General features: G+C 42.4%; 9 protein-coding genes. 7 read left to right on the forward strand and 2 right to left on the reverse strand.

The annotated features are described in order from the left end of the window. The first annotated feature begins 256 nt into the window (after positions 1-256). The 7 genes from MKY98_RS12675 to MKY98_RS12705 all read left to right on the forward strand — a co-directional run bounded on the left by MKY98_RS12675 (position 257) and on the right by MKY98_RS12705 (position 10724). Complete coding sequence (locus MKY98_RS12675; protein ID WP_069011467.1) at positions 257-1963, forward strand: sensor histidine kinase; 1707 nt, start codon at positions 257-259, stop codon at positions 1961-1963. 2 nt (positions 1964-1965) lie between these two features. Then, positions 1966-3372 carry a response regulator transcription factor gene (locus MKY98_RS12680; protein WP_069011466.1) on the forward strand — a complete coding sequence of 469 codons (1407 nt, stop codon included), beginning with the start codon at positions 1966-1968 and terminating at the stop codon, positions 3370-3372. Between the two features lie 47 nt (positions 3373-3419). Beyond that, the gene (locus MKY98_RS12685; RefSeq protein WP_245231644.1) at positions 3420-5078 is read left to right on the forward strand and encodes an extracellular solute-binding protein; all 1659 of its coding nucleotides are present in this window, start codon (positions 3420-3422) and stop codon (positions 5076-5078) included. Between the two features lie 324 nt (positions 5079-5402). Continuing rightward, positions 5403-7139 carry a sugar ABC transporter substrate-binding protein gene (locus MKY98_RS12690; protein WP_069011465.1) on the forward strand — a complete coding sequence of 579 codons (1737 nt, stop codon included), beginning with the start codon at positions 5403-5405 and terminating at the stop codon, positions 7137-7139. 62 nt (positions 7140-7201) lie between these two features. Beyond that, positions 7202-8116 (forward strand): ABC transporter permease, encoded by a 915-nt coding sequence (locus tag MKY98_RS12695; protein ID WP_029515318.1) that lies wholly within the window; start codon positions 7202-7204, stop codon positions 8114-8116. Between the two features lie 13 nt (positions 8117-8129). Beyond that, positions 8130-9023 carry a carbohydrate ABC transporter permease gene (locus tag MKY98_RS12700; protein WP_069011464.1) on the forward strand — a complete coding sequence of 298 codons (894 nt, stop codon included), beginning with the start codon at positions 8130-8132 and terminating at the stop codon, positions 9021-9023. Between the two features lie 63 nt (positions 9024-9086). Beyond that, positions 9087-10724 (forward strand): glycoside hydrolase family 13 protein, encoded by a 1638-nt coding sequence (locus tag MKY98_RS12705; protein WP_069011463.1) that lies wholly within the window; start codon positions 9087-9089, stop codon positions 10722-10724. A 7-nt stretch (positions 10725-10731) separates the two neighbouring features. Here the strand turns inward: MKY98_RS12705 and MKY98_RS12710 are convergent, their stop codons facing one another. Continuing rightward, on the reverse strand, positions 10732-11823 hold the full coding sequence (locus MKY98_RS12710; protein WP_069011462.1) for a GerAB/ArcD/ProY family transporter: 1092 nt from the start codon (positions 11821-11823) through the stop codon (positions 10732-10734). Between the two features lie 33 nt (positions 11824-11856). Continuing rightward, positions 11857-13053, reverse strand: coding sequence for a Ger(x)C family spore germination protein (locus MKY98_RS12715; RefSeq protein WP_069011461.1), 1197 nt, complete (start codon positions 13051-13053; stop codon positions 11857-11859). Positions 13054-13055: the final 2 nt, after the last annotated feature.

Raw genomic sequence — 13055 nt, forward strand, 5'->3', positions numbered from 1 at the left:
AGAGAGAATAAGTTCTATGAATTCCATGAAAGCGTTTGACATATTTGAATATCAATCTATAATTATGAACAGAATTGGACCTCACCGAGATGGAGGTATCCTGATTTTTTCAATCTGAATCGGATTAAGATGTCGCCAATTTTCAAATAGGTCGCTGCCTATGAGGAAGACGATAATTGATAGAGCTGTTATTCATAAACAGCAAGCTCATAACCTGGGGCTTGCTCTTTCATTTACCTAAGGAGAATGGGTCGGAATGACACTTAAAAAAAGAATCTTTTTATTGTTTTTTCTCAGCGCATTTATTCCCTTTATCAGTATATTTGCAATTTCTTACTATACCATTGATTCCATTTTTGCGAATAAAATCAATGATGGAATTAGGAGCAATCTACAGCAGGTAACTTCATCACTGGAAAATTCAATTACCAACCTGAATCATGTTACTCAGCAATTATCCTATAGTGGTACATTAGGCAAAAAACTGGATGAAGTCTTGAAGCCTTCCTCCAATATATTTGAATTGATTGAGGCTAGAGATGAATTAAAGAATGAGTTAAATGTCGTAACGTTTACTAATCCGAATATAGGTCTGACCTTATACTATTTCCAGAAAGAAGGCACTACACAGTTCGCTAACTTTCCCATCAAAGATCGTTTTTCTCCCGAGTCTTTGCCTGTGCTTTCCAAATCATATGGCATTGCGTACTATGGTCCCCATATGAGTATGAACCGATTTGATGATCAGCTTGTTTTATCTGCTATGCGAAAGGTACAGCTGCCTCAAAGGGACGATGTATATATTTACATCGAATCCGGCTTTCGTCTTACACAGGATATACTGGGTTACAATCAATACAAAGGAGCTTTATCGCATTTAATCCTGAATGGTGAGGGCAACATTGTTTACAGTGAAATTCCAGAAGCGATGAAGGTCGGAGAGAATTTTTCCAGCATATCGAAAGGTACTGCAAAAGATGGAATATCCCGTGATTACCATTGGTTTAAGGAGGACTCCACTCAGAACTGGAGCGTCATATCGGTAATTTCGCAGGCTAAGTATCAACAGGAGAAAAACCAGTGGTTGCTTCAAATATTACTGGTCGCTTTATTCTTTCTCGGCTTTACCGTATTTCTGGCTTGGCTTCTGTGGAAGATGGTTTACAAACCATTAGGTCTGTTCCATTCGGAAATTAACGGAATGTCTCAGAATCCACAAAAGGCAGGCAGCCAGACCCGCACTCAAATTCCCGAGTTTGATTTTCTATTGGGGGAATTCTCAAATATGCAGCATCAAATCGGCGACCTGTTCAAGGAAGTGCAGCAGAAAGAGAAGATTCGTGCAGATTTGGAAGTGGAAAAATTGTTATATCAGATCAATCCTCACTTTCTGATGAATACGCTGGATACTGTGCACTGGCTGGCCGTCATGAACGGACAAGGGGAGATTGACAAGTTGGTGCAATCCTTAAACAAGCTGTTGTATTACAATTTGGGTAAATTAGGGCAAGTATCCACGATGGAAGAGGAAATTGATGCGCTAAGACAGTACCTAATCCTGCAGCAAATTCGATATGACTTTGAATTTGACGTACGTATTTCAGCGGATGATCAAGTGCTTCAAATACCTGTGCCTCGTTTTATTTTGCAACCGTTGGTTGAAAATTCACTTTATCATGGACTGAGTGACGAAGGTTTTATTCAAATTGAAGTTACACTTGCTAAAACGCTGAATATTTTAATACAGGATAATGGAGCAGGCATGACCGAGGAAGCGATTCAAAGACTTCTGAATAATCGTATAACTGAACATAAAAAAGTAGGGATGGGCATTGGACTCAATTATGTCCACCGCATGTTGAGGGCACAGTACGGAGATCAAGCACAACTGGTGATCGAAAGTGAATTGGGTACAGGGACAAGTATACTGCTCATACTTCCTATCAAAGGAGAAGATGTCTGAGGATGATTAAGGTATTGATAGTGGATGACGATAAATTAGTACGAAAAGGAATAAGCTCTGCGATGCCGTGGAACGAGTTCAATATGGAGGTTGTAGGAGAAGCAAGTAACGGGTTGAAAGCACTGGATTTTCTGAAAGCCCAACCGGTCGATCTGATGTTGACCGATCTCGCGATGCCGGTGATGTCAGGTATTGAACTGATGCGAGCTGCAAGGCAGCTCTATCCAGAACTACATATTGTCGTATTAACACTGCATCAAGATTTCGATTATATCCAAGAAGCGCTCAGACTTGGAGCCATCGACTATATAGCCAAAGTTCAGCTCGAGAAGGAGCAATTCGAACACGTGCTGCATCGAATACATGCTCGGATTGACGAACTGGCGAATACAAGACGAAAGCTGCCTCTGCTAAGTGAGACCAATGTCCATTATCGCCATGTGTATGCACTTGTTTCACTGGATCGCAAGTCAGGACAGAGCTGGCCGATTGAACTGACATCCAATGTAGACGAGATCCGATGGGAGGTTGAACGGAACTGTTGGATGTGGACGGCACCCATGGACGTAGAGGATCAGCTGTTCCATAAACTGAAGGAATCCCTGAATCAAGTTCCCCAAGGCGCCTTGCTGGTTATATCCGATGTACAAGACCGAACATGGTCGCAAATCCAAAACTGGATTATGAATTATACAGAAACGTCCTTATTCTATGCATACAACCCTTATGATCCTGTCATTGCCGTTTCGATGGATGTGGAGGACTCTTTTCCAATAGAACCGAAGGATGAAGACATGGATCGTATTAAGCAAAGTTGGTTCCTATCACCATGGACCCACAACGATAGTTACTACAACCAACTGATTGAACAGCTCAAATCACTAAGACTGCATAAAGGCCAGCTGATGGGATTGCTATACTCTATAGTTATGGAATGGAATCACCTTTTTGCCCAGACTACGCTGGGTAGAATCTCAATGATCCATTCTTTTCAATCCTGGTACGAGGTAGAAGAGTGGATCAAGCAGACCTCTGAGGGCATTCGTAAGTCAGATGAACAGACTTCGTATTCACAGGAAATTGTAGACGCCGTGAAAAAAGCGATTATGATCATGCACAATGATTTGGACCAAGCTTTTACAGCTTCAGGTCTGTCCCAGCAACTGAACATCAGCCGAAGCTATTTCAGTCAATGCTTCAAGGATCTGATGGGGAAAACCTTTAATGAGTACTCCCGATTTATACGAATAGAGAAGTCTAAAGAGTATTTATTGAATACAAACAACACGATTTTCTGGATTGCGGAGCGAGTGGGTTATACGGATGAAAAATATTTCAGCCGAATTTTTCGCGAATTGACAGGTCTGCTACCAAGCGAATATCGACACCTCGGCAGAGGGGATAAATAGCGTACTCTCCCAGATGACCAATAAACCGGGCGAAAGAGGGGAAAGCGATGATTAAGAAGATGGCTGCATGTGTTCTTGTCGTCAGCTTAATTGCAGTGACCGTATATTTCAGCAAACCATACTTCCGGGAATCGCCAATGGGACCAACGAAAACAATCTCGGACACTGCCGCTGCCGATCCATTTGGGAAATATGAACATCCCGTTTCCATCCGACTGGGATATGCGGTAGACCCAACAGGCGCGGATCTCTCTGGAGGAGAAACACTTGAGAAGAATATATGGAAAACGGTGATTAAACAAAACCTTAACATTGATGTCCAGGTATTATGGCAGGTATCGAAGGAAAATCTGAGTCAGAAAATCGACCTGGCTATCGCCAGCAATGATCTGCCGGATGCCATGATTGTAAATCAGCTGCAGCTGAACGAGATGATCAAGGCTGGTGAAATTGAAGATCTAACCGAGGCATACAATAGCAGCGCATCACCGGAAATAAAAAAAATTATTGATAGCACAAACGGATTGGCTATGGAACAAGTGACCTTCGCTGGCAAGATAATGGCTGTTCCTTCTGTGACAGCGGAAGACTTCAGCATGCTCTGGATTCGACAGGATTGGCTGGACCGTCTTGGACTGAAGCCGCCGAAAACGGTAGATGATCTGGAAGCTATCGCCAAGGCCTTTGTGGAGAATGACCCAGATGGAGACAGTAAGCGGGATACGATTGGCCTTGCTTCAAGCACTGGACTGTATAACGATTTCAACAACAGTGCTTTTTCTTTTGATCTAACGCCAATCTTCGCAGCATATGGATCTTTTCCGGGATATTGGCTGAGCAAAGATGGAAAACCTGTATACGGTTCGGTTCTACCGGAAACGAAGGACGCCTTGGTCAAACTGCGTGAAATGTACGCCAAAGGCCTTCTCGATCCAGAACTGGGTCTCCGCAAAGAAGCGGAAGAAACAGTTATTAACGGTCAGGCGGGGATGTTCTTTCAAGGTTTCTATGCTGGGTACTGGCCCCTTCCGAGCGCTTGGCAGAACGAGCCGGAGGCGAACTGGCAAGCATACGCACTCCCACTGGATGCAAACGGTGCATACCATGTAAAGGTGGATAATCCGTCAAGTTCATTCTTGGTGGTACGAAAAGGATATGCTCATCCCGAAGCGATCATAAAAATTAACAATCTGTACCTTCGTGATGAGTTCAAGTACGGTACGCGTTTTATGCTGGGCCGCAATTTCTTAGCTCCGGCAGATGAAGCACGATTTGAATCAAAGGCTGCGCAGGATATTCTGATGGGAACCAAAACACCCGCCGATTTCAAGGACAAGTCTGAATACAAATTGCTGGAAAATTTGGTTTCGACAATAAAACAAACCAAATTGAAGCCTTATGATCAATATGGTATTTCCTATTGGAATGAACACAGCAACAGCTTTATGCGGGGTTATTCGCTTCTAGTAGGCGGAAGAAATTTTTTCGATCCAAACATCCATAAAGTTCGAAGCCTTACCTATATACGAACTCCAACGATGGAGAAGACTTGGGGTGAACTATCAAAACTGGAACATGATACATTTTTAAAAATTATTTTAGGCGCTGAACCGACCGATTCATTTGATCAATTTGTCGAGGAATGGAAGGAACAAGGGGGCGATCAAGTGACTGTGGAGGTGACTGCACTCCATAACCATCGCTGAAGACCATCATGAATGTGATACGATAAATTCTATAAGACACTTTTATAATTCCATTAATCAAGCCGACGATTCCTATTTCAGGAGCTGCCGGTTTTTTTTGTTCTTCACTTTGATTAGTAAGTAAGGATAGACAAATGTATGTCGGTAGGTAGGATAAATGCTTACAAGCCAACTTTGGCTTTTTGATCCCGAATGAAACCGCATACATTTCTCTATCCAAACAGACGTTCAATCCCTATCTCGATTTGTCTTCTCCGAGCTTTATAATGAAAGCGCAAACAACAATGATAGAGAAATATTCAGAACGAAGGGGAATCGAATGTGATGAGAACTAAATGGTTCATAAAAAGCAAATTGTTGACGAGACGTCTGGCTGCGCTGTCGATGTCTGCCCTGGTGATTTCAACCCTTGCAGCCTGTGGGGGCTCTTCCAACCCTCCCACTGCGGAGGAAGCGGGCAAGTATGAGGCAACACCGGGAGACCCATTCAGTGCCTATAAAGACGAAATAACCGTAACGATGGGGCGTGTGACTACAGCCAACCCGAAACTGCCGGCTGGAGATACGTATGAGAACAACGCGTATACTCGGCTGGTCAAAGAAACGTTTAACGCTAAGATTAAAGACCAATTTGAAGCCAACGGAGAAGATTACAGCCGTCAGGTTTCTCTCGCCATCGCCTCTGGAGAACTGCCTGACATGATGCGTGTTGATTCCAAGGATGAACTCAAAGAACTGGTTGATAATGATCTGATTGAAGATATGACGGAAATTTACAAGCAGTATGCCACAGATAACATCAAGAACATATACGACTCTTATGAGGGCCGTGCATTGGACAGTGCGACGATAGATGGACGTTTAATGGGACTTCCGGCTACTTCCCTAGATTCCGCGCCAACCATGGTCTGGGTTCGTCAGGATTGGCTGGATCTACTGGGAATCCAACTTGACGCAGACGGAGACGGGGCCATCAAACTGGATGATGTGGAGAAAACGGCCGAGGAATTCTTGAAAAGAGATCCTGGCCAATCCGGGAAACCGGTAGGTATTCCCTTTGTGAACACCCTGAATACAAGTGACTATAATGGTTCTGCCTATACCATGCTCGGAGTTGCCTCCACCAAGGGTGCATTCCCTCAATACTGGTTGAAGGGGAAGGACGGCAGCATTGTTTATGGCTCGACAACTAAGGAAACCAAGCAGATGTTAGGCGTCATGGCAGATTGGTTCAAGAGAGGCCTCATCGACCCGCAATTTGGAACACGCACATTTGATGATATTACGGCACTGTACACCAACGGTCAAAGCGGCATTGCTTTTGGACCATGGCATATTCCTGACTGGGGTCTCAGCAGCGTGAAGCAGATGGATAAGAATGCGAAATTCACGGCTTACACTTTGGAGGATGCAGACGGAAAGGTAAACGTGGCACACGCCAATCCAGCCAATCAGTTTATCGTTGTGAGAAAAGGATATGAACACCCGGAACTCGCCGTTAAAATAGTAAACCTTTTCTACGATAAATTGGCAAATGATAAAAATGTGGAAACATCTATGCCAGAAGCCGCCAAGTATCAAGAGAACGGCGTAGACGGTTCTACCAGACCTTTTAATATTGAAGTCAACTCGGCTACCTCGCTGCTGGATGATTACTCTGACATTGTTCGCGGGATTAAAGGGGAGATTAGTTTGGATCAGGTCCGGACGACAGAATCAAAGAACAATATTAAAAGTATTCAAACCTACTTGAGCGATATGGATACGGATAACGTAACAGCCTGGGCGAAATATCACTCGCGTATCAACGGAGTGGGACTCATCGACAAACTGACACGGGAAAACAAATTCGTTTGGATGACACCCGCCTTCTCTGGCACTACACCAAGCATGAAACAGACATGGGCTAATCTGACCAAGATGGAGCAAGAATCTTTCATCAAAATCGTGACTGGTGCAGAATCTCTGGATTACTTCGATACTTTCGTTAGCAATTGGAAGAAACAAGGTGGTGACCAGGTAATTCAGGAAATTGAAGACGAAGCTGCATCCGAAAAATAAACAATCATGAACTGCTAGAAGGGCTGCGATAAGCAGCCTTTCTTCAGGAAAGGGGTCCATCCATGAAACAGGGAAATGATAGAGCAAAAGGTCGGTTGGGCACGGGTGCCATGTATCATTTGATGATGCTTCCGGGGATTTTATTTTTACTGGTATTCAGCTATGTTCCGATGGTCGGTGTCATTACGGCGTTTCAGGATTATATACCAGCCAAGGGGATGTTTGGCTCCAAATTTGTAGGGCTGAAGCATTTTATTTATATGTTTAAGCTGCCGGACATCGCACAGGTTTTTAGTAATACGTTGGTGATTGCCATTGCCAAGATTCTATTGGGAACAATGATGGCTATCATTTTTTCCATCTTGTTAAATGAGATCCGCATCAAATTCGTTAAAAAATCCGTACAGACAATTGTTTATTTGCCACACTTTTTATCCTGGGTAGTTCTAGCATCCGTGGTTGTTAACATGTTCAGTTTGGATGGAATTGTGAATCAAATTTTGGCTTTTTTCGGTCTGGAGAATATTAATTTTCTCGGCAGCAACACCTGGTTCCAGCCGCTGATTATTGGGACAGACGTGTGGAAGGAGTTCGGTTACAGTTCCATCGTCTATTTGGCTGCAATTACTTCGATTGATCCGGGTCTGTATGAAGCGGCAGGAATGGATGGAGCCAGCTGGTGGAGAAAAGTATGGCATATTACATTGCCAGGTATGCTGCCTATTATCCTGCTCATGGGAGTGATGAGTCTGACCAATATTTTGAGTGCCGGCTTCGATCAAATTTATAATCTGTATAATCCGGTTGTCTATGAGTCGGGAGATATTCTGGATACTTATGTATATCGGATTGGACTCGTTGGGCGACAGTATAGCTTCGGTACGGCTGTTGGCCTGTTCAAGTCAGTGATCGGTATTGTTTTGCTATTGTCCGCCAACCATTTGGCCAAGAAATACACCGACCGGAAAATATTCTAAGGAGGCAAAGCCTATGTCATATTCTGTAAGCCTAAAAGATCGAATTGGCCGGTTTGTCATCAATGCCATCGTCATATTTCTGGCATTGATCTGCCTTCTTCCGTTATGGAATATCGTTGCGATTTCATTCAGCAGCAGCGAGGCCGTGTCAGCTAATGCTGTAGGTCTCGTACCGGTCAATTTTACAACAGCAGCGTATACGAAAATTATCGATGATGCTCAGTTCTGGCGTTCCTTTGGCATATCTGTTCTACGTGTTGTGCTTACACTTATTCTCAACATGATTCTTATTATTTTAATGGCATACCCGCTCTCCAAGTCGAAAAGGGAATTTAGTGGCAGAAACATTTATATGAATGTCATGATTTTTGCCATGCTGTTCAGCGGCGGGATGATCCCGAGTTATCTACTGATCAAAAACCTCGATATGCTTAATACAATTTGGTCGCTTGTTCTACCGGGAGCTGTCCCTATATTCAGTGTCATCCTTGTCATGAACTTCTTCTCTGCTGTACCTAAGGCGCTAGAAGAAGCAGCATTCATCGATGGGGCGAATCCGCTCCAGGTCCTGTTCAAAGTGTATGTTCCCGTGTCCATCCCTGCGCTGGCGACGGTAGCACTATTCAGTATCGTGGGAACGTGGAATGATTTCTTTAGCGGTTTGATCTATATGACCCAAGTCAGCAATTATCCGCTAATGACTTATATTCAGTCCCTTAACGTGAATATTGCCGAACTTCTTCAATCCGGCACCAACTCAGCACAACTCAGCAACCTGACTGAAATTTCAAACAAAAATCTAAATGCGGCAAAAATCGTAGTCGCTGTCATCCCGCTACTGCTCATTTATCCGCTGCTTCAAAAATATTTTGTGACTGGAATTGTTGTAGGATCGGTAAAAGAGTAATTGTATGATGTGACTTGATTAAGATAAAAATACTATTTGTGATTGGAAGGGTTGTAATGAACAATGGAAAATAAAAATTGGTGGAAAGAAATCGTTGTATACCAGATATATCCACGGAGTTTTCAAGATAGTAATGGTGATGGAATCGGCGATTTGAAAGGAATTGTTTCCCGTCTAGACTATTTGCAGCAACTCGGTGTCGGTGCAATTTGGCTATCACCAGTTTGTAAATCCCCTCAGGATGATTTTGGTTATGATATTTCGGACTATCGGGATATTGATCCGATGTTCGGGTCTTTGGATGATATGGGGATGTTAATTCATGAGGCTGGGAAACGTGACATTCGAATCATAATGGATTTGGTGTTAAACCATACTTCCGATGAGCATCCATGGTTTCAAGAAGCAAAAAAAAGTAAAGAAAATCCGTACCATGACTACTATGTCTGGAGAGATGGCGTTGAAGGAATGCCACCAAACGATTTGGGTTCCATCTTTGGTGGTTCAGCATGGGAATGGGTACCCGAGATAGGACAATATTATTTACATCTTTTTTCTGTAAAACAGCCGGATCTCAACTGGGAAAACCCAAAAGTCCGACAAGAGATTTACGAAATGATCAATTGGTGGATAAGCAAGGGTGTAGGCGGTTTTCGACTTGACGTAATTGACTTAATCGGAAAAGAGCCAGATTTGAAAATTACCAGCAACGGGCCGAATCTGCATAAGTATATCAGGGAACTCAGCAAGGAGACGTTTCAAAAAGCTGGAGACCTGCTGACGGTTGGAGAAACATGGGGCGCTACGCCAGAGATCGCCAAATTGTATAGCAACCCGGACGGCAGTGAGTTCTCAATGGTATTTCAATTTGAACATATTAGTTTGGACGAACAAGCGGGGAAAGGGAAGTGGGATCTTAAGCCTCTAGATTTTCTAGAATTAAAAAAAGTGTTGTCTAAATGGCAGACAGAGCTGAAGGGGGATGCCTGGAACAGTTTGTTTTGGAATAATCACGACTTACCCCGAATCGTTTCTCGTTGGGGAGATGACGGAGAATACAGGATAGAATCGGCTAAAATGTTGGCAACCCTTCTTCATGGCATGCGAGGCACACCATACATTTATCAGGGGGAAGAATTAGGAATGACGAATGTTCAATATCCAATTGAAGACTATCGGGATATTGAGTTACTAAATTTCTACAAAGATAGAATTGAGAAAGGATACCCTGAAGACAAAGTTATGGAGTCAGTCTTTGCAAAGGGTCGTGATAACGCTCGAACACCAATGCAGTGGGACGCTTCCAACAACGCTGGTTTTACATTAGGGAATCCTTGGATTAAAGTAAACCCGAATTATAAGGACATCCATGCACAAGAAAGTTTAAATAACCCTGAATCCATATTCCATTATTATCGGAAACTAATCCGATTAAGGAAAGATCATGAAGTGATCATATATGGGGATTATGAGCTGATATATCCCAAGAATAAAGATTTGTTCGCGTACACTCGAACGCTGAAAGGAGCCAAACTACTTGTAGTATGTAATTTTCAAAAATACACAACCCATCTCCCACTTCAGAAAGAGCTGGCAGAGACTAAGCAGCTGCTAATATCCAATTATCCAAGTAACATGTCTGAAATAGAAATGCGCCCTTATGAAGCGAGAATGTACCTTATCGATACACTCCATAAATGAAAAGGTCTCAGCTTTTTAGATTTCTTTTTTTGATGACAATAACCACAAATAGTAACAAAGGGAGAAGAATTTGAAAAATAGGAAACCAGGAATTAAGAACAAATTTTCGACCGATTACCATGTGATGAGTATAGTTAGGCGACAGAAAAGAAAGCCCGTAAATAAGTGCAGCAAGGGGAAGAATCCATTTTTTAAATCCGACTCCGGTTATTTTTTCAAGTCCTATCACTGCACCGTTAAAAAATAAAGACATTTTGATGATCAAGCCAAGAAAAAGAAGCAAGGTGAAAAGGGCATCCATTCGTTCGAACAGATCTGCTAATTCAATCAACTGAACGGTTTCCAAAAGAGGAAGTGTGCTATTGGCGGCGATCTTGGGTCCGAGAACAAAAATATCCAATTGATTAACAAATGTTAGAGCAAGTGCGGTCATTATATAGGCAAAGAAAACGGGTTTTGTGAGATTCCGGCCTTTATGTACAAGCGGATAAAATACAAGAAATAACACAGTTTGTCCGAATGGAAAGGAGATAAGCTCAGGAATAGCGGCTTTAAATATGGGTTTCCATCCTTCCTCTAAAACTGGAAGGGAATTTTCCAAGTGAAAGAGACCAGTTGCCGGAATTAATATACTAATTATGGCGTATCCAAGTACAAAAAAAGGGAAAAGGAACAAGCAAAATAAGAAAAATGCTTTGTAGCCGTAACGAACCGTGTTGGATACAACCACGATTGTGATCAAGATGATGATCCACAAAGGGGTTTGGCGGAGCAAAGTCATTACTGTCACCTCGCCTAAATCGCGTATGTTCCGAGAAGCTTCATATGTAAAATACATCACAAAAAGTAAATTGATGAGTGTACCCACATATTTCCCAGTGTAACGGCGAAACAACATGAACAAATCTAATTCAGGATCTTGATAGTGAATAACAAGATGGAGCTTTAGCAGAAGTAGTCCTGCTAAAGCTCCTATCAACATGACTAACCAAGCATCTTGATTTGCTTCAGCCCCCATTAAAAACAAAGTTGTACTTCCAACTTCAAATAAAGACATACAAATGATCAACTCGGATACTCGGATTTTATTTTGACGCATGGCTTCAATTCACCTCTCCCTGTTTATCTCATTTCACAGTTCGTTAAAAGATTTTTCGAATAATCCTGGACGTGCAAGCTTCATTTTTACATCTATTTTTATATCCATGTTTGCTAACTCTCCAGGCCACGTCTCTTTTATTTTTTTCCAGTCTTTTGGATACTTGTGATGAATTTTATTTCCAATACCGATAAGGTCGATATTCTTTTGCTGTAAGGCTTTCCAGCCTTCCTGAATTTGCGATTTGATCGTTTCTGCTGCTTGCATCTGCAATTGATGTGTACTTTGCATATTTTTCATTTCTCTTTGGGAAGAGGCTGACAGAAGATCACCGGTAGCTTTAACGTCAACGTTTAGGTAATAATGATTTAAATTCTTGATTGGCGTAGCCTTAATCTTGGCTTTCCGGATGAGGAAAGCGGACGTAACATTTCCATCCACATAGTTTACAGTAGTGTTTTTAATCTGGTTGTTTAACCATGAAACCCCCATACTTTCCTTTTCATTTAGGAAGCCGACTCTCTTGTCTTTCTGAAAAATGCTTAAACCCGATAACTTGAGTTTACTTTTGGCGGAGGTTTCCTTGAAAACATCAACAGAGTTTAGTTTCTCCGGCTCTGAACCCTCAAGAGATATTTCTGGAACTCCGGCTGCGCCACTATCGGAGCTAATTTTCGAAATAAATTCATACATGGATATTGCGGGGTAGATTGATCCTAATTTGCTATCTCTTTCTATAATCTTTTCTAAAGCTTGACCAGGAATTTTCTCTGGTGGTACAAGCTTTTTTAAAAAATCACGAGCCTCTCCGTTGGCAATGAATACTTTTACAGTTTCTCGTGAATCAAGGTTGCGGAGGTAAATATCAATAATCTCTTCAATGCCTTGTTCTGCTGCTTTTTTTCCAATAACGAGTATATTATTTTGGGCAAAATATAGTTTACGCGGGTATTCCAGGCTACTCTTCGTAACGGTTTCTCTCAATGTTTTTCCATGTGTAGAAAAGGTATGTACAGCGCTTTGCGATGCCCCGGTGGAAGAACCACCTGATCCAGTCGTCATAGCTGATGGAATTATGATTTGATAGGTATTGATCCAGTCGCCCTTATGGCCATCAATTCCAGTTGCTGTTGTGATGGCTAATTCGTTCAATTCTGTACGATCTACGCACCCTGTAAGTAATAACCCTGCAATAAACAGAACATAACTAACTCTTAATTGCCGCACCATTG

The sequence above is a fragment of the Paenibacillus sp. FSL M8-0228 genome (assembly GCF_038007385.1).
Classification (GTDB): Bacteria; Bacillota; Bacilli; order Paenibacillales; family Paenibacillaceae; genus Paenibacillus; species Paenibacillus polymyxa_D.

Excerpts from the sequence above, each read along its gene's own strand:
- MKY98_RS12695 (WP_029515318.1), top strand. The coding sequence starts at position 7,202 with ATGAAACAGGGAAATGATAGAGCAAAAGGTCGGTTGGGCACGGGTGCC.
- MKY98_RS12715 (WP_069011461.1), bottom strand. The coding sequence starts at position 13,053 with ATGGTGCGGCAATTAAGAGTTAGTTATGTTCTGTTTATTGCAGGGTTA.
- MKY98_RS12675 (WP_069011467.1), top strand. The coding sequence starts at position 257 with ATGACACTTAAAAAAAGAATCTTTTTATTGTTTTTTCTCAGCGCATTT.
- MKY98_RS12680 (WP_069011466.1), top strand. The coding sequence starts at position 1,966 with ATGATTAAGGTATTGATAGTGGATGACGATAAATTAGTACGAAAAGGA.
- MKY98_RS12705 (WP_069011463.1), top strand. The coding sequence starts at position 9,087 with ATGGAAAATAAAAATTGGTGGAAAGAAATCGTTGTATACCAGATATAT.
- MKY98_RS12710 (WP_069011462.1), bottom strand. The coding sequence starts at position 11,823 with ATGCGTCAAAATAAAATCCGAGTATCCGAGTTGATCATTTGTATGTCT.
- MKY98_RS12690 (WP_069011465.1), top strand. The coding sequence starts at position 5,403 with ATGAGAACTAAATGGTTCATAAAAAGCAAATTGTTGACGAGACGTCTG.
- MKY98_RS12685 (WP_245231644.1), top strand. The coding sequence starts at position 3,420 with ATGATTAAGAAGATGGCTGCATGTGTTCTTGTCGTCAGCTTAATTGCA.
- MKY98_RS12700 (WP_069011464.1), top strand. The coding sequence starts at position 8,130 with ATGTCATATTCTGTAAGCCTAAAAGATCGAATTGGCCGGTTTGTCATC.